Source organism: Lonepinella sp. MS14434, from assembly GCF_042468235.1.
Lineage (GTDB): Bacteria > Pseudomonadota > Gammaproteobacteria > Enterobacterales > Pasteurellaceae > Lonepinella.
Map to the genome: position 1 here is coordinate 389978 of NZ_CP170386.1, position 26985 is coordinate 416962.

32 protein-coding genes are annotated in these 26985 nt (G+C 37.7%); all 32 read left to right on the forward strand.

Translation table 11 applies throughout. The features are described 5' to 3' along the window. The first annotated feature begins 88 nt into the window (after positions 1-88). The 32 genes from bamA to O1Q79_RS02100 all read left to right on the forward strand — a co-directional run bounded on the left by bamA (position 89) and on the right by O1Q79_RS02100 (position 26921). Complete coding sequence (bamA, locus tag O1Q79_RS01945; protein ID WP_386692705.1) at positions 89-2458, forward strand: outer membrane protein assembly factor BamA; 2370 nt, start codon at positions 89-91, stop codon at positions 2456-2458. 123 nt (positions 2459-2581) lie between these two features. Then, a complete protein-coding gene (locus O1Q79_RS01950) occupies positions 2582-3145 on the forward strand; it encodes an OmpH family outer membrane protein (protein ID WP_386692706.1) in 564 nt (187 codons plus the stop codon). Positions 3146-3167: 22 nt separating this feature from the next. Further along, positions 3168-4193: a UDP-3-O-(3-hydroxymyristoyl)glucosamine N-acyltransferase gene (gene lpxD / locus O1Q79_RS01955; protein WP_386692707.1), complete on the forward strand. Its 1026-nt coding sequence runs from the start codon at positions 3168-3170 to the stop codon at positions 4191-4193. 221 nt (positions 4194-4414) lie between these two features. Next, on the forward strand, positions 4415-4867 hold the full coding sequence (gene fabZ, locus O1Q79_RS01960; RefSeq protein WP_386692708.1) for a 3-hydroxyacyl-ACP dehydratase FabZ: 453 nt from the start codon (positions 4415-4417) through the stop codon (positions 4865-4867). Between the two features lie 23 nt (positions 4868-4890). Beyond that, positions 4891-5679, forward strand: coding sequence for an acyl-ACP--UDP-N-acetylglucosamine O-acyltransferase (lpxA, locus tag O1Q79_RS01965; protein ID WP_386692709.1), 789 nt, complete (start codon positions 4891-4893; stop codon positions 5677-5679). Between the two features lie 80 nt (positions 5680-5759). Further along, complete coding sequence (lpxB, locus tag O1Q79_RS01970; RefSeq protein ID WP_386692710.1) at positions 5760-6956, forward strand: lipid-A-disaccharide synthase; 1197 nt, start codon at positions 5760-5762, stop codon at positions 6954-6956. A 2-nt stretch (positions 6957-6958) separates the two neighbouring features. Further along, on the forward strand, positions 6959-7561 hold the full coding sequence (rnhB, locus tag O1Q79_RS01975) for a ribonuclease HII (protein WP_386692711.1): 603 nt from the start codon (positions 6959-6961) through the stop codon (positions 7559-7561). A 16-nt stretch (positions 7562-7577) separates the two neighbouring features. Continuing rightward, complete coding sequence (locus O1Q79_RS01980) at positions 7578-9434, forward strand: SLC13 family permease (RefSeq protein ID WP_386692712.1); 1857 nt, start codon at positions 7578-7580, stop codon at positions 9432-9434. Positions 9435-9449: 15 nt separating this feature from the next. Next, positions 9450-10040, forward strand: coding sequence for a molybdopterin adenylyltransferase (gene mog / locus O1Q79_RS01985; protein WP_386692713.1), 591 nt, complete (start codon positions 9450-9452; stop codon positions 10038-10040). 9 nt (positions 10041-10049) lie between these two features. Further along, entirely contained in the window at positions 10050-10388 is a 339-nt protein-coding gene (gene glnB / locus O1Q79_RS01990; RefSeq protein WP_153985559.1) for a nitrogen regulatory protein P-II, read from the forward strand. 22 nt (positions 10389-10410) lie between these two features. Then, positions 10411-11475 (forward strand): AI-2E family transporter, encoded by a 1065-nt coding sequence (locus O1Q79_RS01995; RefSeq protein ID WP_386692715.1) that lies wholly within the window; start codon positions 10411-10413, stop codon positions 11473-11475. A 103-nt stretch (positions 11476-11578) separates the two neighbouring features. Next, positions 11579-12526: a cysteine synthase A gene (gene cysK, locus O1Q79_RS02000; RefSeq protein ID WP_386692716.1), complete on the forward strand. Its 948-nt coding sequence runs from the start codon at positions 11579-11581 to the stop codon at positions 12524-12526. A gap of 1271 nt (positions 12527-13797) precedes the next feature. Beyond that, positions 13798-14217 carry a phage tail terminator protein gene (gene gpU / locus O1Q79_RS02005; protein WP_386692717.1) on the forward strand — a complete coding sequence of 140 codons (420 nt, stop codon included), beginning with the start codon at positions 13798-13800 and terminating at the stop codon, positions 14215-14217. Positions 14218-14229: 12 nt separating this feature from the next. Next, positions 14230-15417, forward strand: coding sequence for a phage major capsid protein (locus O1Q79_RS02010; protein ID WP_386692718.1), 1188 nt, complete (start codon positions 14230-14232; stop codon positions 15415-15417). A 50-nt stretch (positions 15418-15467) separates the two neighbouring features. Further along, positions 15468-16022 (forward strand): HK97 family phage prohead protease, encoded by a 555-nt coding sequence (locus O1Q79_RS02015; protein WP_386692719.1) that lies wholly within the window; start codon positions 15468-15470, stop codon positions 16020-16022. Between the two features lie 2 nt (positions 16023-16024). Beyond that, the gene (locus O1Q79_RS02020) at positions 16025-17239 is read left to right on the forward strand and encodes a phage portal protein (protein ID WP_386692720.1); all 1215 of its coding nucleotides are present in this window, start codon (positions 16025-16027) and stop codon (positions 17237-17239) included. Beyond that, positions 17223-17579 carry a phage head closure protein gene (locus O1Q79_RS02025; protein ID WP_386692721.1) on the forward strand — a complete coding sequence of 119 codons (357 nt, stop codon included), beginning with the start codon at positions 17223-17225 and terminating at the stop codon, positions 17577-17579. Before O1Q79_RS02020 ends, O1Q79_RS02025 begins: the two co-directional genes overlap by 17 nt. Then, a complete protein-coding gene (locus O1Q79_RS02030; protein ID WP_386692722.1) occupies positions 17566-17892 on the forward strand; it encodes a head-tail connector protein in 327 nt (108 codons plus the stop codon). The genes O1Q79_RS02025 and O1Q79_RS02030 overlap by 14 nt, the downstream gene beginning before the upstream one ends. Positions 17893-17901: 9 nt before the next feature. Continuing rightward, positions 17902-18261 carry an HNH endonuclease signature motif containing protein gene (locus O1Q79_RS02035; protein WP_386692723.1) on the forward strand — a complete coding sequence of 120 codons (360 nt, stop codon included), beginning with the start codon at positions 17902-17904 and terminating at the stop codon, positions 18259-18261. Between the two features lie 165 nt (positions 18262-18426). Next, positions 18427-18795, forward strand: a complete 369-nt coding sequence (locus tag O1Q79_RS02040; protein WP_386692724.1) for a phage terminase small subunit P27 family — start codon at positions 18427-18429, stop codon at positions 18793-18795. A gap of 2 nt (positions 18796-18797) precedes the next feature. Next, on the forward strand, positions 18798-20465 hold the full coding sequence (locus O1Q79_RS02045) for a terminase large subunit (RefSeq protein ID WP_386692725.1): 1668 nt from the start codon (positions 18798-18800) through the stop codon (positions 20463-20465). Positions 20466-20476: 11 nt separating this feature from the next. After that, positions 20477-20935: an HK97-gp10 family putative phage morphogenesis protein gene (locus O1Q79_RS02050; protein ID WP_386692726.1), complete on the forward strand. Its 459-nt coding sequence runs from the start codon at positions 20477-20479 to the stop codon at positions 20933-20935. Positions 20936-21208: 273 nt separating this feature from the next. Then, positions 21209-22186: a hypothetical protein gene (locus tag O1Q79_RS02055; RefSeq protein ID WP_386692727.1), complete on the forward strand. Its 978-nt coding sequence runs from the start codon at positions 21209-21211 to the stop codon at positions 22184-22186. A 147-nt stretch (positions 22187-22333) separates the two neighbouring features. Then, positions 22334-22537, forward strand: coding sequence for a helix-turn-helix transcriptional regulator (locus O1Q79_RS02060; protein WP_386692728.1), 204 nt, complete (start codon positions 22334-22336; stop codon positions 22535-22537). Between the two features lie 2 nt (positions 22538-22539). After that, the gene (locus tag O1Q79_RS02065; protein ID WP_386692729.1) at positions 22540-22881 is read left to right on the forward strand and encodes a hypothetical protein; all 342 of its coding nucleotides are present in this window, start codon (positions 22540-22542) and stop codon (positions 22879-22881) included. Positions 22882-22956: 75 nt separating this feature from the next. Beyond that, entirely contained in the window at positions 22957-23649 is a 693-nt protein-coding gene (locus O1Q79_RS02070) for an ash family protein (RefSeq protein ID WP_386692730.1), read from the forward strand. Further along, on the forward strand, positions 23642-24025 hold the full coding sequence (locus O1Q79_RS02075) for a hypothetical protein (protein WP_386692731.1): 384 nt from the start codon (positions 23642-23644) through the stop codon (positions 24023-24025). Before O1Q79_RS02070 ends, O1Q79_RS02075 begins: the two co-directional genes overlap by 8 nt. Beyond that, positions 24018-24230 carry a hypothetical protein gene (locus O1Q79_RS02080; protein ID WP_386692732.1) on the forward strand — a complete coding sequence of 71 codons (213 nt, stop codon included), beginning with the start codon at positions 24018-24020 and terminating at the stop codon, positions 24228-24230. The genes O1Q79_RS02075 and O1Q79_RS02080 overlap by 8 nt, the downstream gene beginning before the upstream one ends. Further along, positions 24223-24531: a hypothetical protein gene (locus O1Q79_RS02085; RefSeq protein WP_386692733.1), complete on the forward strand. Its 309-nt coding sequence runs from the start codon at positions 24223-24225 to the stop codon at positions 24529-24531. The genes O1Q79_RS02080 and O1Q79_RS02085 overlap by 8 nt, the downstream gene beginning before the upstream one ends. After that, positions 24531-24692, forward strand: coding sequence for a hypothetical protein (locus O1Q79_RS02090; protein WP_386686065.1), 162 nt, complete (start codon positions 24531-24533; stop codon positions 24690-24692). Before O1Q79_RS02085 ends, O1Q79_RS02090 begins: the two co-directional genes overlap by 1 nt. A gap of 8 nt (positions 24693-24700) precedes the next feature. Further along, positions 24701-25099 carry a hypothetical protein gene (locus tag O1Q79_RS02095; RefSeq protein ID WP_386692734.1) on the forward strand — a complete coding sequence of 133 codons (399 nt, stop codon included), beginning with the start codon at positions 24701-24703 and terminating at the stop codon, positions 25097-25099. Then, complete coding sequence (locus O1Q79_RS02100) at positions 25083-26921, forward strand: phage/plasmid primase, P4 family (RefSeq protein ID WP_386692735.1); 1839 nt, start codon at positions 25083-25085, stop codon at positions 26919-26921. Before O1Q79_RS02095 ends, O1Q79_RS02100 begins: the two co-directional genes overlap by 17 nt. Positions 26922-26985 lie beyond the last annotated feature (64 nt).

A 26985-nucleotide genomic window follows, 5' to 3' on the forward strand; every position in this document is an offset into this window, starting at 1 on the left:
CATTGATAAATGAACGTTTAAAATTCCTTTTGATTGACATTCTGGGCGTTTTATTACGGTTACTTTAATTTAATAAGGTCATTGTAAAATGAAAAAACTTTTAATAGCTAGTTTATTATTCGGTTCGACGAGCATCTATGCCGCACCTTTTATGGTACAAGATATTCGTGTAGAAGGTGTGCAAGCAGGTTCAGAAATGAATCTATTAGCTGGTTTGCCTGTGCAAGTAGGTAAACGTGCCACAGATAATGATATTGCAAATGTGGTCAGAACTCTTTATTCACGTGGTTACGATAATGTGCGAGCGGGTAGGGAAGGGAATACACTGGTTATCTCTGTAACACAACAACCGATTATTACTGAAGTGACATTGGATGGTAATAGTTCCATTCCAAATGAGGCCTTAAAATCGAATTTAGAATCAAATGGTTTTAAATCAGGTGAAGTGTTAAACCGTGAGAAATTAGAAGGTTTTCGTCAAAGTTTGGTGGAACATTACGCCAGTACAGGTCGTTATAATGCGAAAGTAGAAACCATCATCAATACATTGCCGAATAATCGTGCAGAAGTGAAATTGCAAATTAAAGAAAATGATGTTGCACTATTAAAAGAAATTACTTTTGAAGGTAATAACCATATTTCAAGTGGCAAATTGCAAGAACAAATGGAATTACAACCGGATGCATGGTGGAAATTCTTTGGTAATAAATTTGCTTCTGATCAATTTAGTAAAGATTTAAATGCTATCCAAGATTATTATGGTGAAAATGGTTATGCTAAAGCAAGAGTTACTAATACCGATGTGCAGTTAAGTGATGACAAAAACGAAGCCCGAGTGAAAATCGTGGTGGATGAAGGTGATGTTTATACTGTCAATAGTGCCAGAATTATTGGTGATGTGGGGGGGATGCAAGAACAACTTGCTCCTCTGTTAAAAGAAATTCAGTTAAATCAGAATTTTCAGCGTAGTGAAGTTAAAAATGTAGAAAGTAATATTAAAGCAAAATTAGCTGAACAAGGGTACGCTAATGCTCAGGTGAATATTCACCCTGAATTTGATGAAAACAACAAAAGCATTGCGTTAACTTATATTGTTGAAGCCGGTCGTCGTTATTCTGTGCGTCAGATTCGTTTCGAAGGTAATACAGTGAGTGCGGACAGAACATTGCGTCAGGAAATGCGTCAACAAGAAGGTACATGGTTATCTTCTCAATTAGTTGAATTAGGTAAATTACGTTTAGATCGTACCGGTTTCTTTGAAACGGTTGAACAACGTACTGAAAATGTGCTGGGTACAGATGATGAATTAGATGTTATCTATACTGTGAAAGAGCGTAATACGGGGAGTATCAACTTTGGTATTGGTTATGGTACAGAAAGTGGATTTAGCTATCAAGCCAGTGTAAAACAAGATAACTTCTTAGGTATGGGATCTTCTATTAGTTTGGGTGGTCGTAAAGATGACTACACGACCAGCGTTAACTTAGGTTATACCGAACCGTACTTTACCAAAGATGGCGTTAGCCTTGGCGGTAATGTATATTATGAAAAATACGATAACTCAGATGATGATACTGCAGCAAGTTATGCACGTACTACTTATGGAGTAGATTTAACTCTAGGCTTCCCGGTGAATGAAAATAATTCTTACTATTTAGGTGTGGGTTATGCCTATAACAAATTGAAGAAAGTGATACCTGAATATTCTCGTAAAAAATATATGGATTCAATGAACTATGATGGATCTTCATTTAAATCTCATGATTTTACCTTTAAAGCAGGTTGGAATTATAATAGTTTAGACCGCGGTTATTTCCCAACCAAAGGGGTGAAAGCCGGTTTAGGGGGAACTGTCACTATTCCGGGCTCGGATAATAAATATTATACTTTAAGTGCAGATGCACAGGGTTTTTATCCATTAGATCGTAACCGTATGTGGGTGATTTCAGCTAAAGCAGGTGCATCTTATGCCAATGGATTTGGTGGAAAAGTATTACCATTCTATCGTAACTATTCCGCTGGTGGTATAGGTTCGTTACGTGGTTTCGCTTCTGGGGCAGTAGGTCCAAATGCGATTTATATAAGATCGGATGCAAGTGGAAATACGACGTATCATTCTGATGATGATATTATCGGTGGTAATGCTATGGTATTATCTAGCGTAGAATTAATTATACCGACCCCATTTGTGGCAGATAAAAATCAGAACTCGGTACGGACTTCAGTGTTCTTTGATGCAGCGAGTGTATGGAATACTAAATGGAGTGCAGCAGATAAAGCGAAATTCCCAACTTTACCAGATTACAGCGACCCAAGCCGTATTCGTACATCTGTTGGTATTGGATTTCAGTGGCAATCACCGATTGGACCGTTGGTATTCTCTTATGCTAAACCACTTAAGAAATATGAAAATGACGATATTGAACAATTCCAATTTAGCATTGGTGGGACATTCTAATTTATTTAGATTGAACTAATATTTATTCATAGCGTCTAATATTTACTGGTGCTAAGTAGTTACGATAAATCGTCATATTTGGCACACTAACAAAAATAATAATTTAAAAGGAAATTTATACAAATGAAAAAAATTGTAAAAGCAACCGCACTTTCTTTAGCTTTGGCTTTCGTATCATCTGCAGCTATGGCGGCTGAAAATATTGCATTTATTAATGCCGCTTATTTATTTGAACATCACCCGGATCGTGATGCCATTGCGAAAAAATTAGATTCAGGTTTCAAAAAACAAGCTGATGAACTCACTGCGAGTAAAAAATCTATTGATAGTAAGATTGAGAAATTGCAGAAAGAAGCAAAAGATTTACGCAGTGCCGATATCAAAAAACGTGAAGATGAAATCAATAAATTGATGAAAGAACACGATGCCAAAGTACAAAAATACCAACAAGAAGCACAGAAATTGGAAAATGCAGAGCGTGCTAAAATATTAGAATCAATTCAAGAAGCCACTAACAATTTGGCAAAAGAAAAAGGTTATACTTATGTTCTTGATGCAAATTCAATCGTATTTGCTGTAGATGGTAAAGATATTAGTGATGATGTGCTAAAAGCAATTGGTGGCAAAGTTCCAGCAGAAGAACCAAAAGCAGAAACCAAAGATGCTGAAAAACCAGCAGCGAAATAATCTTTTAAAAGGTTAAATTAATATGCGTTCTTATACATTAAAAGAATTAGCAGAACATATCGGCGGTGTCATGCGTGGCAACGCCGATGTTTTTGTGACATCCATTGCCCCTTTAGATAAGGCTAGTAAAGAACATTTAACGTTTATTTCTAATGTGAAATATCGTCCTTATCTGTCCCTTTCACAAGCCAGTATTCTGGTGGTATCAGAAGCAGATATAGAATTTTGTGCCGATAATGCTAACCTAATTATTGTTAAAAACCCTTATGTAGCTTATGCCTTATTAGCCCAATATATGGATAGCACACCAAAAGCGGCAAATGATATTGCCCCAAGTGCGGTGATTTCAAGCACGGTTTCTTTAGGGAAAAATGTCAGTGTCGGTTCCCATGCAGTGATTGAAGACGGTGCCGTGATTGGTGACAATGCGATAATTGGTGCAGGTTGTTTTATTGGTAAACAAGCACAAATTGGTGCGAATACGCAATTGTGGGCGAATGTGGTGATTTATCACAATGTGCAAATTGGTGAGCATTGTCTTATTCAATCTGGTGCGATAATTGGTGGCGATGGCTTTGGTTATGCCAATGAGCGTGGGCGTTGGATTAAAATTCCACAAACTGGAACAGTGGTCATTGGTAATTATGTTGAAATTGGGGCATGCACTTGTATTGATCGTGGAGCATTAGATAATACGGTGATTGAAGATAATGTGATTATTGATAATCTTTGCCAAATTGCGCATAACGTACATATTGGTACTGGTACCGCGGTGGCTGGTGGTGTCATTATGGCGGGTAGCCTAAAAGTAGGGCGTTATTGTCAAATTGGTGGTGCCAGTGTGATTAATGGTCATATGGAAATTTGTGATCAAGCTGTTGTGACGGGTATGGGAATGGTGATGCGACCGATTACCGAACCGGGTATTTATTCTTCTGGCATACCATTACAACCAAATAAAGAATGGCGTAAAACTGCTGCTTTAACTATGGATATTGATAAGATGAATAAACGTCTTAAAGCTTTGGAAAAGAAATTAGCAGATTAATTTCCTAAAAGACTAGAGTGATGATTTTCCATATCTCTTTTCTCTGGTTTTGTTATATTTCCATATTCATCTCTAATGACAGCGTGTTATTACTCTGTTTCCCCCCGTACATCAGTGCGGGGAAAACTACTTTTCTTACTGTTTTACTACAATCTATCTTCTAATTAATGTATAATTAATCCCATTATATTAAAAAGTAAATGACATTAAAGGTAATTATTGTGACAGCAGAAACAAGACCATCTCGTATTATTGAAGTCAAAGAAATTATGACATTATTGCCACACCGCTATCCATTCTTATTGGTTGATCGTGTTTTAGATTTTGAAGAAGGTGTGTGGTTAAAAGCCATCAAAAATATTAGCGTTAATGAACCCTGTTTTACTGGGCATTTTCCACAAGAACCTATTTTACCGGGAGTATTAATTCTTGAAGCTCTCGCTCAATCTATGGGGATTCTTGCATTTAAAACGCACGAGTTACAAGGTGGGGAATTATTTTATTTTACGGGGATTGATGATGCTCGTTTTAGACGTCCTGTGTTACCAGGAGATCAATTAGAATTATATGTTGAAGTGATCAAACAACGTCGTGGTGTAACTTCCTTTACCGGCATTGCTAAAGTCGCGGGTGAAGTAGCATGTGAAGCAAAATTAATGTGCGCTAGACGCTAATAATTAAATATAAAGGAGCATTTATGATCCACTCAAGTGCGAAGATTCATCCTTCTGCTATTATTGAAGAAGGAGCAAAAATCGGTGAAAATGTGGTGATCGGCCCATTTTGTGTGATTGGCTCACAAGTTCAAATCGGTAAAGGTACTGTATTACATTCTCATGTGGTTATTAATGGTGTCACGACAATTGGCGAAGATAACCAGATTTTCCATGGTGCGACCGTTGGTGAGATTAATCAAGATTTAAAATACAATGGCGAACCGACAAAAACCATTATCGGCAATCGCAATCGTATTCGTGAAAATGTGACTATTCATCGTGGTACCGTACAAGGTGGTGGGGTGACTAGAATTGGTGATGATAATTTATTTATGATCAATGCGCATATTGCCCATGATTGTCAAATTAAAAATCGTTGTATTTTAGCTAATAATGCCACATTAGCGGGACATGTTGAACTAGATGATTTTGTTATTGTGGGCGGTATGTCTGCTATTCATCAATTTGTGATTGTTGGTGCTCACGTGATGTTAGGTGGCGGTTCTATGGTCAGTCAAGATGTACCTCCTTATGTTATGGCGCAAGGCAATCATGCTCGACCATTTGGAGTAAATATTGAAGGGCTTAAACGTCGTGGCTTTGATAAAACGACCTTACATGCGATTCGTAATGTGTATAAGTTAATTTATCGTAGTGACAAAACTCTTGAAGAAGTTATGCCTGAAATTGAACATTATGCTAAGACAGAGGCCGCTATTAGTTTCTTTCTTGCCTTTTTTAAACGTTCTACTCGTGGCATTATTCGTTAAAAATTCTGTTCATTTACACCGCACTTCACTCTATTTTGTCTTTCTACGAAAAAGTGCGGTGAATTTTATGGATATTTCTTATGACACAAACCCAATCAGCTCTTAATCTTTCCCATTCCTTAACTTTCCCAACAATTGCCATTGTAGCAGGCGAAGTCTCGGGTGATATTCTCGGTGCCGGTTTAATTCGATCCTTAAAAAGCCATTATCCACAAGCTAAATTTATCGGTATTGCGGGTAAGAATATGCTTGCCGAAGGTTGTGAAAGCCTGATTGATATAGAAGAAATTGCGGTGATGGGATTAGCAGAGATTTTAAAGCATCTGCCAAGATTATTGAAAATTCGCAAAAATACGGTGCAAACTTTGTTATCCCAAAAGCCCGATATCTTTATTGGTATTGATTCTCCCGAATTTAATTTGTATGTAGAACAAAAACTCAAAAATCAGGGGGTTAAAACCATTCATTATGTTAGCCCATCGGTATGGGCATGGCGACAAAAACGCATTTATAAAATTGCTCAAGCGACCGATCTTGTGTTAGCCTTTTTGCCGTTTGAAAAAGCCTTTTATGATCGTTTTAATGTGCCTTGCCGTTTTATCGGGCATACTATGGCAGATGCGATTCCATTAAAGCCAAATCGGATAGATGTATGTCAACAACTTGATCTTGATCCAAGCCAACGTTATATGGCGATTTTGGTCGGTAGTCGTGGTGCGGAAGTAGAATTTCTGGCGGAACCATTCTTAAAAACAGCTATATTATTAAAACAACAATATCCCGATTTACACTTTTTAGTCCCCTTGGTGAATGAAAAACGTCGTGAGCAATTTCAACGAATCAAGGCTCAAATTGCACCTGATTTAAATCTTATTATGTTAGATGGAAAAGCTCGCCAAGCGATGATCATAGCTCAAGCCACGTTATTAGCATCAGGCACGGCAGCTTTAGAATGTATGTTATGTAAATCACCGATGGTGGTTGGTTATCGAATGAAACTGCTAACCTACTTTTTAGCCAAACGTTTGGTGAAAACCCCTTATATTTCCTTGCCGAATTTGTTAGCAAATGAAATGTTAGTACCTGAAATGATACAGCAAGATTGTACCCCTGAAAAATTAGCCGAGAAACTTGCTGTTTATTTCGAACAAAGTGAAAGTGCGGTGCAATATCGTCAAGTTTTAATTCAACGTTTTACCGAATTGCATAAATTGATTCAATGTGATGCCGATAGTCAAGCAGCACAGGCGGTGATGGATGTACTAGAAGGAAAATAATTATGGCAGATTTCGAATATCCACAAGGTATAGAATTAATTGCTGGTGTAGATGAAGTCGGGCGTGGACCTTTAGTGGGGGCGGTGGTGACAGCTGCGGTGATTTTAGATCCTAATCACCCTATTGAAGGATTGGCTGATAGTAAAAAACTCAGTGAGAAAAAACGTTTATTATTAGCCGAAGAAATAAAACAAAAAGCCTTAGCTTGGGCGTTAGGTCGTGCGGAATCGGAAGAAATTGACGAACTGAATATTTTGCATGCTACGATGTTAGCCATGCAACGTGCAGTAAAATCGCTGAAAATTCAACCGCACTTTGTATTAGTGGATGGCAATCGTATTCCTGACTTGCCTATGCCCTCCCAAGCAGTGGTAAAAGGCGATAGCAAAGTCGCTGAAATTAGTGCCGCGTCTATTTTGGCGAAAGTTGCTCGCGATCAAGAAATGGTTGAACTCGATCAACAATTTCCACAATATGAATTTGCCAAACATAAAGGCTATCCAACTAAGGTACATTTAGCAAAATTAGCCGAATTGGGAGTATTACCACAACATCGCCGTAGTTTTGCACCTGTACGGCAAATAATCCTAAATAATACGCCTTGATTTAAGGAAAATAGTGATGAATGCATACTTACTTAATTTTCTCCAAACCCCATTGACTACCGTTATGGTTTTATTGATTGGTGCGATTTTTTTATTTATCCAAAATAAATTGCGTATGGATACGGTGGCGTTATTGGTCATGTTGGCATTTTGTTTAAGTGGTATTTTGAGCGTTGATGAAGTGTTTGCTGGTTTTAGCGATCCGAATATTATTTTGATTGCTTTGCTTTTTATCGTGGCAGAAGGGTTGGTACGTACAGGGGTGGCTTATCAAGTAAGCGAATGGCTGATGAAAGCCGCCAAAAACAGTGAAACCAAAGTATTAGTGTTATTAATGTTAGCGGTTGCCAGTTTAGGTGCATTTATGAGTTCCACTGGCATCGTGGCAATTTTTATTCCTGTCGTACTAGTGATTTGCCAACAAATGAATATTTCACCAAAACGTCTGATGATGCCGTTAAGTATGGCTGGCTTAATTAGTGGTATGATGACCTTAATTGCAACGGCACCAAATTTGGTCGTGAATGCTGAATTAATGCGAACGCAGGCGGGACGTTTTAGCTTTTTTTCTTTTACGCCCATAGGTTTAATCGTTCTTGTATTGGGTGTGTTTTATATGTTAGTTGCTCGCCGTTGGCTTGCAACGGCGGAACAAGATAGTCAGGAAACGATCAGTCGCTATTCCATTAGTGATCTGATTGAAAGTTACCATTTACACGATCGAATTAAGCGTTTCGCTGTGCTAGAAGGATCAGATTTTATTGGTAAAAGTGTAGAAGAATTGCATTTACGTTCTAATTATGGCTTAAATATTTTGGCAATTGAACGTTGGAAGCGTTTTAGACCCGTGTTTATGGTTGCTTCGTTGGGGAAAGAGGAAGTCCGTAAAAAAGATTTATTGATGATTGATATTAGCAATCCTGAATTGGATTTAACCGAATTCTGTCGTCAACATCATTTAGAACAGGCGGCGATTCGTAATAATAACTTTAACGAGCAAGCAAAATCCGTGGGGATGGCAGAAATTACACCGATTCCTGACGGTAGTGCGGAAGGCAAAAGTGTAGTGCAATTACGTTTTAGATCTTATTATGGCTTGAATATTATTGGAATTAAGCGTAATGGTGAGCGACTACAAGGAAACCTAGTGGAAGAGCCACTGAAGGTTGGGGATCTACTGTTGGTGATTGGACAGTGGAAATTATTACAACAACTACGTGATAAAACCAAATCTTTCTTTTTATTGAGTTATCCGAGCGAAATTGATAAAGCGGTACCTGCAGCGAGTCAGGCATGGCATGCTATCTTTTCAATTGCTGTCATGGTATTGTTAATGGTAACAGGTATTGTACCGAACGTCATTGCGGCTTTAATTGCCTGTTTAATGTTAGGCAAGTTTCGTTGTGTTGATGCCAAAAGTGCTTACGCCAGTATTCATTGGTCAAGCCTAATTTTAATTGTGGGTATGATGCCATTTTCCATTGCTTTACAAAAAACTGGCGGGGTAGATTTAGTCGTAGATCTTATGATTAATACTGTGGGCACTATGGGGAAACATTGGATCTTAATCAGCTTGTTTATGCTGTGTGCCGTGGTTGGGTTATTTATATCCAATACTGCCACGGCTATTTTAGTGGCTCCAATAGCCATTAGTATGGCTCAACAATTACATTTATCCCCGATGCCTTTTGCAATGACCGTGGCGATTGCCTCTTCCGCTGCCTTTATGACCCCAATTTCATCACCGGTGAATACCATGGTGTTAGGACCGGGGGGATATAAATTTGCTGATTTTGTGAAAATCGGTGTGCCATTTACCATTTTAGTGATGCTGGTGACCATATTTTGTATTCCCGTATTCTTTCCATTTTAAAAAATAAGGAAAAAAATGACCGCAGTTAATGAAAAAATCCTAAAAATAGGCTTGGTTTCTATTTCAGACCGAGCTTCGCAAGGGGTATATCAAGATCAAGGCATTCCTGAATTAACCGCTTGGTTAGAAACTGCCTTAGTGGATCCATTTCTGGTTGATACCCGTTTAATTCCTGATGAACAAGCGATTATTGAGCAAACACTCATTGAATTGGTCGATCAACAACACTGTCATTTAGTTTTAACCACAGGCGGAACAGGACCAGCAAAAAGAGATGTGACACCTGATGCGACTCTGGCTATTGCGGATCGTGAAATGCCGGGATTTGGTGAGCAAATGCGTCAAGTCAGTTTACACTTTGTGCCGACTGCGATTCTTTCTCGTCAAGTAGGCGTGATTCGCAACAACAGCTTAATTTTAAATTTACCCGGGCAGCCAAAGGCGATTAAAGAAACCTTAGAAGGGGTAAAAGATGAAAATGGTAAGGTGTTGGTTAAAGGGATTTTTTCTGCCGTGCCTTATTGTTTACAACTGATTGATGGTATTTATATTGATACTAAACCCGAAGTGATTGAAAGTTTTCGCCCAAAATCGGCGAGAAAATAGGAGTTAAAGATGAAAAAGATTGAAGCAATTATTAAACCATTTAAATTAGATGATGTACGTGAATCGCTTTCTGATCTTGGTATTACTGGTATGACGGTGACTGAAGTGAGAGGCTTTGGTCGTCAAAAAGGGCATACGGAATTATATCGTGGGGCGGAATATTCCATTGATTTTTTACCCAAAGTGAAATTGGAAATTGTAGTACCTGATGACATTGTTGAACAATGTATTGAGGCTATCGTAGAGACGGCACAAACGGGTAAAATCGGAGATGGCAAAATTTTTGTTTATGATGTAGCACGTGTTATTCGTATTCGAACAGGTGAAGAAAATGAAGAAGCGATTTAACTAATTAAATACGGTGTATTTTATGATAAAAAACAATCCATTAAATCAATTTATATTTGTTTCGGCGGCGTTGGTGATTATTTTTGCTGGGATCAAGATGTCTTCAGTAATAGTCGTTCCTTTTTTGCTCTCTTTATTTATAGCGATAGTCTGTTCGCCAATTATTAAGTTTATGACAAAGAGAAATATACCGCACTGGTTAGCTATTGCCTTACTCTTCTTATTAATTCTACTTATATTTTTCTTCTTGGTTGGGTTGATTAATGGTTCGGTACAAGAGTTTACTAAATCAATGCCACAATATCGTGAATTGATGACAGAGCGAATTAATGATTTTCAGTCATTTACTCGAAAATGGAAAATCCCTTTCTCAATGCGGCCAGATGCAGTTGTAAAATATTTTGATCCCAGTTCTATAATGAATTTTGCCAGTAGTTTGTTAATGAATTTCTCCAATGTTGTATCTAATGTATTTGTGTTAATTCTCGTCGTGATATTTATGCTATTGGAAGCCCCGACCGCTAAACGTAAATTTGCTATTGTATTCGGTCAACATAATAATCAAGAAAGCGAAGAAGAAAATCATTTAGAACGGGTATTAGAAAGTATCATAAGCTATCTTGGTATTAAAACAATGGTGAGTTTACTGACAGCCGTGGCAATCTGGGTTGTATTGACTATAGCTGATGTACAGTATGCTATACTTTGGGCAACATTGAGCTTTTTATTCAATTACATTCCTAATATTGGCTCAATTATTGCTGCCATACCTATTGTGGTACAAACAATGTTATTAAATGGGTTTACTGTAGGTTTTGTGGTAGCTATCAGTGTCATTATTATTAATATGGTGATTGGTAATGTGCTTGAACCGAGATTGATGGGGAGAAAACTTGGCCTTTCAACCTTAGTCGTTTTTCTGTCTCTTTTATTTTGGGGCTGGATATTAGGTACTGTGGGAATGTTACTCTCTGTACCATTGACAATGGCATTGAAAATTGCGTTGGAATCCAGTCCGAGAACAGAACGTTATGCTATTTTATTAAGTGATCGTTTACCTAAAAAATCAGAATTACCGGGTTCTTAATTCTATTTAGTTATAAAATAGAACAAATAACTATTTTTTTATTATTAAATATTGTGTTAAAAATAGCATTAATAACAAAAAACATTCTTTCAAGGAGAAAACAATGACAATTTTTGCAGATAATTCCTATTCTATTGGAAATACCCCATTAGTGCGTTTAAATCATTTTGGTAATGGCAATATTGTGGTGAAAGTAGAAGGTCGTAACCCAAGTTTCAGTGTAAAATGCCGTATTGGTGCAAACATGGTATGGCAAGCGGAAGAAGACGGTATCTTAACCAAAGATAAGGAAATTGTAGATGCAACCAGTGGTAACACGGGGATTGCGTTAGCTTATGTAGCAGCAGCACGAGGTTATAAAATTACCTTAACTATGCCTGAAACCATGAGTACTGAACGTAAACGTTTATTACGTGGCTTAGGAGTGAATTTGGTGTTAACCGAAGGAGCTAAAGGCATGAAAGGAGCGATTGCGAAGGCGGAAGAAATTGTAGCAAGCGATCCAAATCGTTATGTGATTTTAAAACAATTTGAAAATCCAGCTAATCCAGCCATTCACCAACAAACCACAGGTCCTGAAATTTGGAATGGTACAGAAGGTAAAGTGGATGTAATCGTAGCAGGAGTAGGAACCGGAGGTACTATTACAGGAATTAGCCGTTATATCAAACTAGATCAAGGTAAGGCTATTACTTCAGTCGCAGTTGAACCGGCAGAAAGTCCAGTGATTACGCAGACCTTAAAAGGTCAAGAAGTGAAACCGGGCCCACATAAAATTCAAGGTATCGGAGCAGGCTTTATTCCTAAAAACTTAGATCTTGATTTAGTCGATCGAGTGGAACCGGTTGATAGTGAAACCGCTATTGTAACTGCTCGCCGTTTAATGGCAGAAGAAGGTATTTTAGCGGGTATTTCATCTGGTGCAGCGGTTGCTGCTGCAGAGCGTATTGCAAAATTACCTGAATTTGCTGATAAATTAATTGTAGTTATTTTGCCATCTGCTTCAGAGCGTTATTTAAGTACTGCTTTATTTGAAGGTGTAGAAGCATAATTTTCAAATCCCCTAAATAAAAATAATAAAAGTAGATAGTATTGACCAGCTCAGATGAGTTGGTCTTTTTTTATAAAAAAGTAAAGAGGTGAATATTTGAGTTTTTATCAGACACACAGAACGAGAACTTTTATATTTTAGGAGTACTTTTTTCTATGTAATCACTCCATAATTGCATTGCAGGTTTTCGTTGTTCTAAATAACTTGAACGGTTGTACGCACGTCTAACCCGATCTTTAAACAAGCCTCAATTACATCAGGCGAGATAAACAGCTCATATTCATTTAGATAAGTGCTGGCAATAGAGCGTAAATCGTGGGTATTTAAAATCTCGGATAGTGGGACAATATGTTTATTTTGCTTTTTTATTCTTTTGACCGGAATAGTCCATAACTTCTGATTAAAATCAATTTCCGACCATTCCGCATTACTAGCTTAAGCGGGGCGAACCATTGTTAAAAGTTGGAATTTAATTAAACAACGAGTAAGTAAAGTCCTTGACCGTCAGCAAGTTTATAATCTTTTTCTTTAGATTTTGCCTTAGAAATTTCGGTTACATTAAGTGGCTTTGTAGTACGTGGCATAAGGCTTTCCCTTGTTTTTAGTAGTACGCAATTTTGCAGTATCTTTGGAGTATAGTAAGATCCTACATAGGATACTACTAAAATCTGCGACAAGAAACGATTAATTACGAGCGGTTACGATAAGCAAAAACACATTAAAGTCTGATTTTACTATAAAAAACAAAGCCTTCCGAGTGGTTACGAAAGGCTACGTTAAAAGACTTGGTGCCTGAGCGGGACTTGAATAAGGTATTTAATTTGTTGATTTTAAATATATTTAACTATTGTTAGTTTTGTCTATACTGCTATCCATACTGCTAAAAGTTAAATAGAACTTGTCTAACAAAAAAACAATATATATTATTTGCCCTGTGTTTTAAATTTTATTAAAAAGGTATTCACCTATTCACCTTTTAATAAAAAATCCTTATATATTAATATATTATAGGGTGAATACCTTATTTTTAAGTGTTCACTAGTGTTCACTAGTGTTCACCCTATAAAAAAGCCTAAAAATTCTGTAATTATATATTCTTTCTTTATTCCAAAGATTAAAAAATAATCAATCAAAAATTATTTACTTATCATAACCGACCGTATCCAATCGCTCAAAAAACAGGCTATTTACATTCTCTTGAATGGGCTTATATTATGATATGGGCTGATTTTAGCCATTTTAATTAGGATGATATTTAAGCGGTTATTAATATGAACGTTCACAATAAAATTAGAAATGAAATTATCGATCTGATTCGCAATGCTTTACCAAGCGTTGATAATTATTTCAATGGGCGAGTGTTTCTCACTGGTGGGATTAAAGAACAATTACCAGCGGTATCAGTTTATCTTAGCGATGCAAAATGTGAAGTAATTGCACTATCTGGCGTTTCTGAATGGTCAGCTGATTTGAATATTGGCATTTTAATTCCTTTTAACCAAGGGGAAGAAAAGCTAGATGAGATTGCCGAAGTTATTAATAATCTAATCAAGTTTGATGGTTATGAAAATATTATATCAGCCGACCCAGCAAGCTATGATTATGAATATGATGATGACGGTATATGGTTGGCAGGTTTATTAACTTATTCGATTAAATATCAACGTGATTCACACCGATATGAGCCATAAGGACAAAAAATTATGTTTAAAAAACTTTTAGAACTACGCCAACAAAAGGCAAAAGCCGTTGAAGATATGCGTAACATTTTGAGTAAAGCGGATGCGGAAAACCGCAGCTTAAATGAAACTGAATCAGCAGATTTTGATAAATTAAAAGGTTCGGTTAAACAGTTAAGCGATGAAATTTCCCGTTATGAATCTGTGACAGATGAAGAACGTAACCAAGCAGGAAAACCAGTAGAAACAAGCAGTAAAGCTCAATTCGGAAACGATGAGCTACGCCATTACATTAAAACAGGTGAATTGCGTTCTACGCTATCCACGACTGCAAATGATGACGGCGGTTATACAGTAATCCCGCAATTAGATAAGCAAGTAATGAGCCGTTTAACTGATGACAGCATTATGCGTCAGATTTGTAATGTGGTTCGCTTGCCAGTAGGGGCTAAAGAGTATAAGAAACTTGTTTCTGCTGGTGGTGCCGTGATTAATCATGGCGAAGAGGGTAAGGCACGCACAGCGACTGATACGCCAAAATTAAATGAAGTCACTATCGCTTTAAATCCTATTTATGCCTATCCGAAAACCACGCAAGAAATTTTAGATTTTTCTTCTATTGATGTTTTAGGTTGGTTAACGGAAGAAATTTCAGAAAGTTTTGCAGAAACTGAAGAAGTAGATTTGACCGATGGCGACGGTAATAAAAAATCAAAAGGCTTGTTAGCTTATGCCCGTTCTACTAATAGCGATAAATCACGCCCGTTTGGCGAGTTGCAAAAATTAGAAGTTGCAGGGGCAGATAAAATCACCGCAGATAATTTAATTGATTTGTTCTATACCTTACATAGTAAATATCGTAAAAATGCCGTTTGGGTGATGTCTTCTACCATTGCAGCGATGTTGCAAAAAATCAAAAATAAAAACGGTGATTATATTTGGCGTGACGGCTTAACCGCAGACGCTCCCGCAACGCTTTTAGGTCGTCCTGTTTATTTCCTTGAAACAATGCCAACGGGTGGAGCGAATCAAGCCGTATTAGCGTTTGGTGATTTTAAACGCGGTTATTATATCGTAGACCACGAAACAGGCGTACGCACTCGACCAGATAACATTACAGAGCCAGGCTTTTATAAAGTCCATACCGATAAATATTTAGGCGGTGGCGTAGTGGATAGCAATGCGATCAAGTTTATTGAAACGACTGCTTAATAAATTCGATACAGGGGGCGTTAAGCCCCTTTTTTGTCAGTGGGTAGAATATGAATAAAGATTTTGAAATTAGATCCGCAGATGTTCAGGCGGAAAATAAAAAACTGATTGGCTATGTGGTGAAATGGGATAGCCCTAGCGAATTATTATGGGGGGATTTTATAGAGCGTTTTTCCCCTAACGCCTTTGCAGAAAGTTTAGCGAGTGGGTCGGATATTCGGGCATTATTTGAACACGATTACAGCAAGTTATTAGGCAGAACGAAAGCCAATACGTTAAAACTGGAAGAAGATAAGATCGGGTTACGTTTTGAATTAACGCCGCCTGATACGACCCTAGGGCGTGATTTATTGGTTAGTGTAGAGCGTGGCGATATTTCGGGCATGTCTTTTGGCTTTTTGGTTAAATCCGAACAATGGGATTTTGATGTGACACCTTGCCAGCGAACAATTAAAAATGCGGAATTAGTGGAAATCACAGTAACGAGTATTCCTGCTTATCCTGAAAGTAATATTCAGATTGCCAAGCGTTCAATGGAACAGGCAAAAATTAAGCAAAAACCGACCGCACTTTTACACCGTTGGGCTGAATTAGCGGGGCTTTGATTATGTGGTTATTTGGACGAAAAAAAGAACAGCGTAGCACCCAAGTCAATATTGATGAACTGCTTTCTTATTTGGGCGTAAGCAATACAGGTGCAGGGGAATTTGTCAGTCCGCAAACCGCCGAAGCCTTGCCAGCGGTAATGAACGCCGTAACGGTGATTAGTGAAGCGGTGGCAAGTATGCCTTGCTATTTGTATCAGCTTAAAGATGACGGACGGGAAAGAGTTTTTAATCACCCTATTGACTATCTGCTTAATGAAATGCCTAACCGCAATCAAACCCCTTATCAGTTTAAATACACGATGATGCGACACTGCTTGCTAAATGGCAATGCTTATGCGGTGATTGGGTGGGATAAAAAAGGACAGCCAGAAAGCCTAACACCTTATCCGCCAAGTGCGGTAAATATTATCCGTTTAGTGGGTGGCAAGTATATTTATCAAATTACCGACCTAGACGGAAACACGCACCAATACTTACAGGATGAGATTTTACATTTACGCCATTCTAGCCTTGATGGCTTTATGGGGCGTTCGCCTGTGACGATTTGCCGTGAAGCAATCGGGCTAGGATTAGCACAGCAAAAACACGGGGCAAGCGTGATGAAAAATGGCTTAATGGCGAGCGGTTTAATCACTACAAGCGAATGGTTAGACGAAGCCAAGGCACAAAAAGCCATTAAAGCCCTAGAGCGTTACAAAGGGGCTAAAAATGCGGGTAAAACGCCAGTTCTTGAGGGGTCAATGGAATATAAGCAGCTAGGCATGACAAACCAAGATGCGGAATGGTTGCAGAGCCGAACATTTACAATCGGGGATATCGCACGCATTTTTAATATCAGTCCGATTTTTTTACAGGAATATTCAAACAGTAGCTATTCAAATTTCAGTGAAGCAAGCCGAGCATTTTTATCACAGACTTTGCGTCCATGGCTAACCAATTTTGAACAACAGCTAAAAGATGCCTTAATGGTTGATGTGGCAGATAGAACCGCACCCCGTTATTTAATTGAATTTGATACCGCTGATTTATTGCGAACCAGTCAGAATGAACGCTTTAGTAGCTATGAGATTGCGATTAAATCGGGCGTGATGTCACCGAATGAAGTAAGAAGACGTGAGGGGCTTACGCCTTATGCTGGTGGCGATGAATTTAGCCAAGCATGGAAGCAAACAGTCGAAGTTAAGCAAGGTGATAGCAATGGCACGAATGATTAAGGCTGGCAAATATAACAAGGTGATTACGTTGCAAAATCGCAATTATGCCAAGGAAAAAGAGAGCGGTTATTCTAGCGGCTACAATCCAATATGGGAAGATTTTGCGACTGTTCGTGCGAGTGTAGAGCCTATTCAAGGGCGTGAATATTTTAGCGGTCCTTTTCAAATGGGTGAAAATATTATTCGGGTGCGAATTCGTTATATTGACAATGTAGATCGGAAAATGCGAATTAAATACGGCGATAGATTGTTAAGCATTTATTCAGTAATTGATAGCAAAGATGAGCATAGAGAACTGCAATTAATGTGTAAAGAGGGTGAAGCCTATGGAAACCACTAGCAACAGTTTAATCAATCTTCAAGAAGTAAAAGCACATTTAAATTTAACCGATGATTTTAATTTAGATGATAGCTTACTTACTGGATTTATTAACGTCAGCGTTGAAGTAGCACAAAAGCATATTGGCAAAGTATTTGGCGAACAGGAAACAGATTTAACGATTCCATTTTATCCAGCAATCAAGGTCGGTTGCTTGATGTATGTCGCTCACTTGTACACTAACCGAGAAATCACAACTGACACTGCTCAAACCATTATACCAATGACTATCAGCAGTTTATGGAATGTGTACAGAGAGCCTTGTATCTATTAGGGGGAAGTTATGCCAATTCAACCATTAAAACGTTGTAGTTATCCGAATTGTAGAAATCGGGTTAGATTTGGGCGATGTGAAGAACATAAGCCAAAGGATAAGCGAGCAAGTGCTAGTAAACGTGGTTACGACCACAAATGGAGCAGATATAGAGCCGAATACTTAAAGCACCGCCCTTTATGCGTGATGTGTTTAGAGAAAGGAAAATATACAGCTGCAACTGTAATCGACCATATTAAACCCGTAGAGAACGGACAAGCCGATCCGAATTTCTGGCGGTCAGATAATCATCAACCATTATGCCGTGATTGCCATAGCTATAAGACAAGAGTCATAGACCAACGTGGATTCGGAGCAAAAAAGCAATAATAAACTTAAAGATTAGTTTTTATTTAAATATCAATAAGTTATATTTTGTTTTAAATTTGTTTTAGACGGGTGGGGGGAGTTTTGAAAAGAAAATCCCAAGCCTAACGAACCGCCCGCCCAACTCAATTTTTACGCACGGCAATTTTTTAGAGAATAAGGAAAGCCATGAACAAACAGAAAACATACAGAACGCCAGAGTTCTTAGATAATATTGCTAAGAGCCAATGGAAAGCACGCATTAAACAGCTATCAGAGCGTGGCGATATTAAGCCAGAGGATTTAACCAATTTAGAAATCTATTGCGAAAATTACGCTATTTGGCGGCATTCCGTAGCGGATTTAGCCAAGAATGGATTTGTTATTACCAATTCACAGGGGACAAAATCAAGAAACCCTGCTTTGTCTGCTAAATCGGATGCTGAAAAAGTGATGATCAAGATGTCAACCCTATTAGGATTTGACCCCGTCAGCCGTAGAAAAAATCCAGTAGAAAGCGAAGAAGCAGATCAGCTTGATAATATTCTAGCAATGTAACTATGAGCATTTGGCACGATTACGCATTATCAGTAAGGGATAACAAGATAAACGCTTGTAAACGCATTAAGCAAGCGGTAGAGCGTTATTTTGCTGATTTAGCCAACCCTGATTATATCTTTGATGAAAGTACCGTAGCCAAGTTTATTGCCTTTTCCAGATTATGCCCGCACGTCAAAGGACACCTAAGGGGGCAACCGATAGCGTTAAGCGACTGGCAACAATTTCTATTTGCCAATATTTTGGGCTTTAAATATCGTGATACAGGTTTAAGAAAATACCGATCCGCCTACATTCAAGTGGCAAGAAAAAATGCAAAATCAACGGTTGCAGCCGTGCTGGCGAATTGGTTTTTAATAATGGAACAAGGTCAGCAAGATATTTACACCGCAGCCGTAAGCCGAGACCAAGCCCGAATAGTATTTGATGACGCTCGTCAGATGTGTTTGCTTTCTCAACCCTTGCGGAAACGCTTAAATATTCAACAGCATAAACTTATCAACCCAAAGAACAACAGCTTAATGCGACCTTTAGCGGCTAAATCAAGCACCATTGAGGGAACTAACCCAAGCCTTGCTATTGTGGACGAATACCATTTACACCCTGACAACAGCGTATATTCAGCCTTAGAGCTAGGGCAAGGGGCAAGACCACAAGGGCTTTTATTTGCCATTACAACCGCAGGCAGTAACACTATATCAGCCTGTAAACAGCATTATGATTATTGTTGTCAGATTTTGGACGGCAACGAGCAAAACGAAAGTATCTTCATAATGATTTTTGAGCTAGACGAAGAAAGCGATATTGATAACCCTGATAATTGGATTAAAGCCAATCCGAATATCGGTAAATCTATTCCTTATTTAGATTTTGAGAACACAATCAGAAAAGCTAGGGGTATTCCGTCAGAATGGGTGGAAATGCTCACTAAACGCTTTAATGTATGGTGTAACGGGCAAACACCGTGGCTTAATTTAGATGCGTGGGCGTTATGTCAGCGTAGCTATGATGATAGCAATTTACTGCAATCTGATTGCTATATGGGGCTAGATTTATCCAGCACGAGCGATTTAACCAGTATTTGTTATAGCTTTCCAGTTGAAAACAAAGTGCGGTTATATTGTCGTCACTATATCCCAGAATATCAGCTTGAAAACGTGGCAAATAAAAACCGTGCTATTTACCGCCAATGGGTACGGCAAGGCTGGCTAACGACTACAACGGGCGACTGTATCGATTATGACAAAATCCGAGATGATATTTTAAAAGACGCTGAAAGATTTAATATTAAAATGATTGGCTTTGATGTCTGGAACGCCACACATTTACGCACACAATTACAATCAGCAGGGCTAGAAGTAGAACCCTTTCCGCAGACCTATCAACGATTTAGCCCAGTAGCAAAATCAGTAGAAGTGCTAATTAATCGTAAACTGATTGAACATAACGGCGACCCTGTTTTAGCGTGGGCATTGTCAAATGTGGTAATGGAAACGGATGCAAACGCCAATATTAAACCGAACAAGAAAAAGGCAGCGAATAAAATTGACCCTGCCATAGCGTTTTTAATGTCTTATGGTACTTATCAGCTTGAATACGGCGATCTGATTTTTGAGCTATCAGAAGCACATCAGCAAGCATTGCAAGATTTTAACGGAATTGATTTATAGGAGTAAATAGAATGGCGAGTTTTTTAGATCAGATAAATGCGTTTGTGAAAAAAGTAGAAAAACAAACAACAACCGCACAACCAAGAATAATGCGAAAGGCTTTAAACGAAGGTGCTAAAATTTTAAAATCGTCAGTTAAGCCATTAATTCCAGTATTGGGAAAATCAACCGAAACACGGCAAAAAGGCACGGTTAAAAATAACATCAGATATAAAACAAGAATTTCAAAAAATCGTAGAAGTGGGTCAACCATTGTTAGGGTTATGCGTGCGAAAGGAAAAAGAATGGCAGCGGTAAGTGATAACACAAAAGACCGCACAGATCCGTTTTATTGGTTTATGTTAGACCGTGGCACTAAAAAGATGAAAGGTCAGCATTTTATGCAGCAAGCGAGACAAAACAGTATGGCAACCGCCGTGGCAAAAGTAAGAAGCGTTTATATTGAAGAAATGGCAAAAGGGATGAGATAAAAATAAAGGCTCAAACTTTCCAGAATGAACCCTTATTTATTAATTTAATAAAGGAAAAATGGTCAACTCAAAATTGAGCCTACCGATGACGACCGATTGCAGTTTTTACGGTCAATCCTTTGTTATTATACACCATTCCGCACTTGAAAAATAATATTTTTATCATTATATTTAAAGGGAAACAAATTAAACGCACCTAGGCTGATCCCCGAAAGCAAGAAACCTTATCTTGTTGGTGCGTTCCTATCATAAAGGAAATGCAAAAGGGGCATTATGGAAACGCCAAAATATTTACCTAAAAAAGCATACTCACTAGATGATGCAGTTAAATACATTTCATCAAACCATAATATAGAAATATCAAAAAAAGATTTACTGGAATATTTTCAAAACGGTGATATTCAATTATCTGTTCATCTTTCTGGCAATACAAATGAAATTAGAACAATAAACAGGAAAAAAGTAGATCGAAAAAATCCATTATTGATAGATATAAATTCTGTTTTTATCAAAATAAACACAAAGATGGTTAAATCTAAAACGTTATTTAGTGATGATAACTTGATTGAACTTGATATTGGTGATTTCAAGATCTTACTAAGATTAAATCAAGAAAGTAGCATATATAATGATGTGAAAAATTTGAGCTATATTGAATTATATAATGAAAAATTAAATTGCTTACATTCTTTTTCCTTTAATAGCTACTTTCCATTAGGGATAAGTTTTCTTAATGAACATAATATAGATCAAGTTTTAGAAGTTGGCTATATTAATGACTTTAACCATGTAAAAAAAACGGAGATCTCTTTTCTTTTTTCCGCAGGGAAAAATAAAGCAAAAATACATCTTGATGATATTTGTATATTGCATCGTGATTTAGTTGAATTTTTAGAAATGTTTTCAATTATTGATAGAAAATATAATCAGATTGAAGAAATAAGCAGTCTAAAAGAAAAAGTTAAAGAATTAAGTGAAACGATAGCAGAAAAAGACAACCAGATAGCTAAATTAAAATCTCAACTTGCAGAAGAAAATCGCCCAATATTATTAGGTGAGCATAGAAAAGATGATTTGTTAAAAATTGCTATTGAAGTGCGTAAAAAATATTGGTCGAATTATCCCGAAAATATAAAATCTAACATACAAATAAGAGATTACATCAAGCGAGATTATGGCATAGCTACAACAACCGCAGAAGAAATAGAAAAAATCGCTTGTCCGATAAATCGAACGAAAAATAAGAAATAATCTAACTTATTGATTTTATTATATCCTGTCTATGTAGGCAGGATATTTTTTTCAACCTTGTTATAACCCCCCTATATATTCAATGTGTTTTAATTCCCCCCGTAACGTTACGCAACCAACCGAAACCAAACACACAAGGGGGTAATTATGGAAACATCAACCAACCAATCACAGCAATTAATTTCAGCAGCAAATGTTCTGCTAAAAGTGGGATTCGGTCGCACGAAATTAAATGAGCTAGTGAAAGCTAAACAATTTCCGCAACCAATCCGATTTTCTCAAAATTTCATCCGTTGGGATTTAGCAGAAGTGAATAATTGGATTGAACAACAAAAAGCAGCAAGGGGGTAATTATGCTCACAAGAGAAATGATTATTTGTAAAACAATGCTTGAAAATCCACAGGCTGGCATCAGCGAAAAAGAAAGCTATTTTGAAGTCCATTTCTTAAACGCACGCAACGAAGTTGGACGTATTGAAAGAATTATTGGCAGTCGTTTTAATCGTCAGATTGAAACCAGTCAACACGATAGACGCTACACAAGATACACGCCAAAGAACGAAGAACAAATTAGAAAAATTGCTGATTTATTTAATGCGAGATTGGCATATCACCAAGCCAAGAAACGCTATCTTGATGAATTGCCTATCGGTGAAAGTCAGATTCAAAATGCAGTGAACAGGTTAGCACGCTAATAAAAGTAAACCCCCAATAAATGGGGGCTACAAAGCAGGATAATCTATTTCAATCACATAGAGAACTTTAATAATATGCCTAAAATCAAAGTCTATGCTAGATTTAATATGAAATTAAATCATATTTATAATATCAAAGATGAAAACAATTCACAATACATTTTCTTGACAAAGTGCGGTGAAATTTGCGATAGTTTTCACGCACTAGCAAAATCTAGTGCCGAGCCTGAGAACTCGAACGTTTTACTTGTGGCGAACGACAGCACGCCAATTTATCACCGTGCTTTTTTTGTTCGTAGCATACGCACACCCGAAGAAAGCAACCGGCTCAATTTTGAGCGGGTTAGCACTTTATCAAATGAAGTTGGTACGCTCAAATTTGAGCCTAGCAATTTTCTTTCAATGGTGGCGTGTAATGGGAAAGGTTTAGCCCTTTGCTGTGTTCCACAAGTCGCAGTTTCTCAGCCTGTTACACGTTACCGCCCAAAGCCTGAGAACTTTCAAGCGGTAATTTCTACAAAACTTTTACTTGTGGAGTTATCAGCAATGATTTACTTATTCCTAGGCATACACCGCCAAAACTTAGGCAACACAAGCCTATCTGTTCAACGCTTGCCAAAAGCAAGAATTGTTATTCAAGCCGACAGCGAAAGCACAGCACGGGCAAAAATCGCTAAAGATTATTGCTTGTTGCAATGCTGGAACGTCAAAAACTCACACCATTTACACCGCACTTTATCCAACATTAAGGGGGTGATTTATGCGTAAAATTTTCGTAGAGCTATTGCGTAGTCGTGAAAATGGGGGTAGTATTGGAATCACTACAACCAAAGACGGAAAGCACGACCGTTATTTAAGTGCTATTTTTTTATCTCAAATTCACCATTCAACAGGCGAACACCGCCCCGAATGTATCGTATTTGCGGTAAGGATTACACCCCGAAATAAGGCGATTATTCGCACGAATAAGGGGGGCTGTTCTTTGGCAGTAGTTGAACCCTTACCGCACCTAACTCAAGGCGGTACATTACTAACTAACACCAAAGAGAACAATCAAATGAAACAATCCAACACTTTAACCAGTGCGTTAAATCCTATTCGCTATTCTCAACCGTTTTCATTAATGGGGGTGAGCTATGCGTAAAGCCAAAATCAAAACATTCAAGCCTGAATATCAGCCGACTTTTGAGCAGTTAGCAAAAGCGGTAGCGAGAGCAGAATTTTATTTAAATTTTGCTAAAGATTACATTCACAGCGGACACTTAACAGGTACAGCGGACGCACTCAAAGCAATTAAAAACGAACTTACCAAAGGACTAAAACCACAACAAGGGGGCAAAAATGCGTAACTCATTCGAACTAATCGACACTCTGGAGATCCGAATCAACACACTTTTTCAACCGTTATCGCTGATTCATCTGCTTACGAAAATAGATTATAGCTGTTCGATAGATCCGAGTGAATTAGCTGATAGTTTAACTGGCGTAGGCGACTTAATACAGCGTTCTATTAATGACCTTAACAATTATGTAGATTTATTGCGAAAAGCCGTCAACGAAGCGGAAATTGCGAATAATCCACCACCAACAGACAAAACAGTAAAACAACCGCACGCAGGACCAAGCAAACGACTACAGGGGGAACAATAATGATTTATTACAGCGTCACAGGTTACGACAACAACGGCAAAACCTACAATCTAGGCACGTTCGACAACCTAGATAATGCAATTAAACGACAAATTAACGCACTGGCAGACCGCATTTATAAAGCGGTCCATATTGCGAAAGTTATTAAAGATAAAGCCTAGGGGGACTTATGGAAATTAACCAAGATAAAATAAGAAGAATTGCTGATCTTAGTTTAGAGCAAGGATTAAAAAACGATAAAACAGGTAAAAATGAAGTGCTATATCCTACATTTTCAGGATTTATGCTGATATTTTGCCACCAGATAAAAACTTCCGAGAATGAAGAAGTATTAGATGATTTACGGCATGAGCTGGCAGTCATTACAAAGGTTTTAGTTGATAGTAGTCAAGTTGCTAATGAATTATCCGTAGAAAACTTGTCAAGCGAAGATGTTAAGGCAATTTTACACCGTGCTGTTACTTTAAAAAGTTTACTTTTTGAAGTGATTTATCTTCAAAGAATAACAGAGCAACGTATAGCCGAAATTAACCAAGAACAAGGGGCAAGCAATGACAAAATTCACTAACGCACCGCATTTAAAAGAGCCGTGGAATAATCAGCTATTCAGTGATTTAATCATTTTAGCAGGTAGTGACGCATGGGGAACATGGGGCAAAGGTAAAGGCACTATGTGGCGTATTCTAGTGGACGGCTTGAAAATGGATTATTTCCATTCGAAAAATGAGAAAGTTCACCCCTATGATCAGAACCCAGTTATTTTAGATGTAAAACAGCTTACAAACCTAGACCGCACAAGGATTTGTAACCCTGATCAGAGAGCTATAAAAATCTTCCAATGTGGCGAACTCACACAGGAGCAGAAAACTGCTATTTGTTTAAACCTTGCCACCAACAACAAAGTGAACGGTTTAGCCGTTGGCTTGTATAACGGGGTGACAATGGAGAAAGAAGAAAACCTAAGCGGATATATTGAACGCCTACGCACCCAAGAAAGCGAGCAGGATTTAGCGAAAACGATTGCAAAAGATGCAAGCAAAAAGGCAGATCATTCTATTCGTGAAAATGACCGCACAAGCGAAAAGTCTAAATCATTTTACGGCTGGTTAAATTGGGATATGGCACTTCATAGAGAAAATCATAGCCTATACCGTTATGACGGCAAAATATGGAACACCGTAGATGATATTGATATTAAGCACAAAGTGGTAGAGTTTTTTGAGCTGAACAATCAAGGTTATAGTGAGCGGTCAGTAAACAGTCTGATAGAAACCTTAAAAATTCAGATTCCATTAATGCGAAATTCGGATCAGTCGATAGAATTTATTGCGTTTAATAATGGCATTTTAAACCGCACTACGGGCGAATTTAAGCCACATACAAGAGATTTATATTTAACTAATATAATTCCCTATGATTATCAAAATAACGCCGTAGCAACGCCGAATTTTGATAAATGGCTTGATTTTGTATCAGAGGGAAACGCTGAGAAATCAAAGAATATTTTAGCCGCACTTTATGCGATTTTAACCAATCGTTACGACTGGCAGGTATTTTTTGAAATTAACGGCGTAGGCGGATCAGGCAAATCTATTTTTGCTAATATTGCTACAATGTTAGCAGGTAAGCAAAACACCGCATCAGGTTGTTTATTTGATTTAGATACCGCAAGGGATCGGGCGCCATTTTTTAATAAACGGCTGATTATTCTACCTGAACAATCAAAATATGGCGGTAATGGTGGAGGACTAAAAGGTATTTCAGGCGGTGATATGTTGAGCATTGACCAAAAATATCAAACTAAATTTGATGCAATAATTAAAGCGATTGTTTTGATTGTGAATAATGAGCCGACTATGTTCACTGAACGAGCAGACGGAGTAGATCGACGCAGGGTTATTTTCAAGTTTGATAAATCTGTTCCACCTGAACACAGAGATGAAAAATTAACCGATAAACTTTTATCGGAATTTGGCGGTATTGTTCGCAAATTACTAGACACCTTCAAAGATCCAGACGAGGCGAAAAAATTATTAGATGCTCAAAAAGACAGTAAAGAGGCGTTAGAGGTTAAAATAGAGTCAGATCACATTACTCAATTTTGCCAATATTTCGAAACTAGAGAGATGATTAACGGGTTATTCATAGGCAATAACAGAAAATTAGGGGGTGAAAAAACGCATCTATATCCAGCTTATTGCGTTTTTATAGATGCATTAAATATCAATCACGGATTATCACTAAATAATTTTTCAAACTCACTTAGACAAGGATTAAAGCAACACGGGAACAAACACGAATTTCAAAAAAAGAAAACAAAAGATGGAGTGAAAACCAACGTTTTTTATCGTGATTTTGAAACGTTCTTTAATGAGTTTATAAAACCATAAAGGCGAAATAGTAAGTAAAAATAGGGCGAAATGCCCTTTTTTTATGAAAAAAGTGAACACCTTT

What these genes read in the sequence shown, in the direction of transcription:
- lpxD (WP_386692707.1), top strand. Translation starts at nt 3,168, where the DNA reads ATGCGTTCTTATACATTAAAAGAATTAGCAGAACATATCGGCGGTGTC.
- O1Q79_RS02030 (WP_386692722.1), top strand. Translation starts at nt 17,566, where the DNA reads ATGGAAACCACTAGCAACAGTTTAATCAATCTTCAAGAAGTAAAAGCA.
- O1Q79_RS02075 (WP_386692731.1), top strand. Translation starts at nt 23,642, where the DNA reads ATGCGTAAAATTTTCGTAGAGCTATTGCGTAGTCGTGAAAATGGGGGT.
- glnB (WP_153985559.1), top strand. Translation starts at nt 10,050, where the DNA reads ATGAAAAAGATTGAAGCAATTATTAAACCATTTAAATTAGATGATGTA.
- O1Q79_RS02055 (WP_386692727.1), top strand. Translation starts at nt 21,209, where the DNA reads ATGGAAACGCCAAAATATTTACCTAAAAAAGCATACTCACTAGATGAT.
- rnhB (WP_386692711.1), top strand. Translation starts at nt 6,959, where the DNA reads ATGGCAGATTTCGAATATCCACAAGGTATAGAATTAATTGCTGGTGTA.
- O1Q79_RS02060 (WP_386692728.1), top strand. Translation starts at nt 22,334, where the DNA reads ATGGAAACATCAACCAACCAATCACAGCAATTAATTTCAGCAGCAAAT.
- O1Q79_RS02065 (WP_386692729.1), top strand. Translation starts at nt 22,540, where the DNA reads ATGCTCACAAGAGAAATGATTATTTGTAAAACAATGCTTGAAAATCCA.
- bamA (WP_386692705.1), top strand. Translation starts at nt 89, where the DNA reads ATGAAAAAACTTTTAATAGCTAGTTTATTATTCGGTTCGACGAGCATC.
- O1Q79_RS02020 (WP_386692720.1), top strand. Translation starts at nt 16,025, where the DNA reads ATGTGGTTATTTGGACGAAAAAAAGAACAGCGTAGCACCCAAGTCAAT.
- O1Q79_RS02100 (WP_386692735.1), top strand. Translation starts at nt 25,083, where the DNA reads ATGACAAAATTCACTAACGCACCGCATTTAAAAGAGCCGTGGAATAAT.
- mog (WP_386692713.1), top strand. Translation starts at nt 9,450, where the DNA reads ATGACCGCAGTTAATGAAAAAATCCTAAAAATAGGCTTGGTTTCTATT.
- O1Q79_RS02010 (WP_386692718.1), top strand. Translation starts at nt 14,230, where the DNA reads ATGTTTAAAAAACTTTTAGAACTACGCCAACAAAAGGCAAAAGCCGTT.
- O1Q79_RS01980 (WP_386692712.1), top strand. Translation starts at nt 7,578, where the DNA reads ATGAATGCATACTTACTTAATTTTCTCCAAACCCCATTGACTACCGTT.
- lpxA (WP_386692709.1), top strand. Translation starts at nt 4,891, where the DNA reads ATGATCCACTCAAGTGCGAAGATTCATCCTTCTGCTATTATTGAAGAA.
- O1Q79_RS02045 (WP_386692725.1), top strand. Translation starts at nt 18,798, where the DNA reads ATGAGCATTTGGCACGATTACGCATTATCAGTAAGGGATAACAAGATA.
- O1Q79_RS02070 (WP_386692730.1), top strand. Translation starts at nt 22,957, where the DNA reads ATGCCTAAAATCAAAGTCTATGCTAGATTTAATATGAAATTAAATCAT.
- O1Q79_RS02050 (WP_386692726.1), top strand. Translation starts at nt 20,477, where the DNA reads ATGGCGAGTTTTTTAGATCAGATAAATGCGTTTGTGAAAAAAGTAGAA.
- O1Q79_RS02090 (WP_386686065.1), top strand. Translation starts at nt 24,531, where the DNA reads ATGATTTATTACAGCGTCACAGGTTACGACAACAACGGCAAAACCTAC.
- cysK (WP_386692716.1), top strand. Translation starts at nt 11,579, where the DNA reads ATGACAATTTTTGCAGATAATTCCTATTCTATTGGAAATACCCCATTA.
- O1Q79_RS02015 (WP_386692719.1), top strand. Translation starts at nt 15,468, where the DNA reads ATGAATAAAGATTTTGAAATTAGATCCGCAGATGTTCAGGCGGAAAAT.
- O1Q79_RS01995 (WP_386692715.1), top strand. Translation starts at nt 10,411, where the DNA reads ATGATAAAAAACAATCCATTAAATCAATTTATATTTGTTTCGGCGGCG.
- lpxB (WP_386692710.1), top strand. Translation starts at nt 5,760, where the DNA reads ATGACACAAACCCAATCAGCTCTTAATCTTTCCCATTCCTTAACTTTC.
- O1Q79_RS02040 (WP_386692724.1), top strand. Translation starts at nt 18,427, where the DNA reads ATGAACAAACAGAAAACATACAGAACGCCAGAGTTCTTAGATAATATT.
- O1Q79_RS02095 (WP_386692734.1), top strand. Translation starts at nt 24,701, where the DNA reads ATGGAAATTAACCAAGATAAAATAAGAAGAATTGCTGATCTTAGTTTA.
- O1Q79_RS02025 (WP_386692721.1), top strand. Translation starts at nt 17,223, where the DNA reads ATGGCACGAATGATTAAGGCTGGCAAATATAACAAGGTGATTACGTTG.
- gpU (WP_386692717.1), top strand. Translation starts at nt 13,798, where the DNA reads ATGAACGTTCACAATAAAATTAGAAATGAAATTATCGATCTGATTCGC.
- O1Q79_RS02085 (WP_386692733.1), top strand. Translation starts at nt 24,223, where the DNA reads ATGCGTAACTCATTCGAACTAATCGACACTCTGGAGATCCGAATCAAC.
- O1Q79_RS01950 (WP_386692706.1), top strand. Translation starts at nt 2,582, where the DNA reads ATGAAAAAAATTGTAAAAGCAACCGCACTTTCTTTAGCTTTGGCTTTC.
- O1Q79_RS02035 (WP_386692723.1), top strand. Translation starts at nt 17,902, where the DNA reads ATGCCAATTCAACCATTAAAACGTTGTAGTTATCCGAATTGTAGAAAT.
- O1Q79_RS02080 (WP_386692732.1), top strand. Translation starts at nt 24,018, where the DNA reads ATGCGTAAAGCCAAAATCAAAACATTCAAGCCTGAATATCAGCCGACT.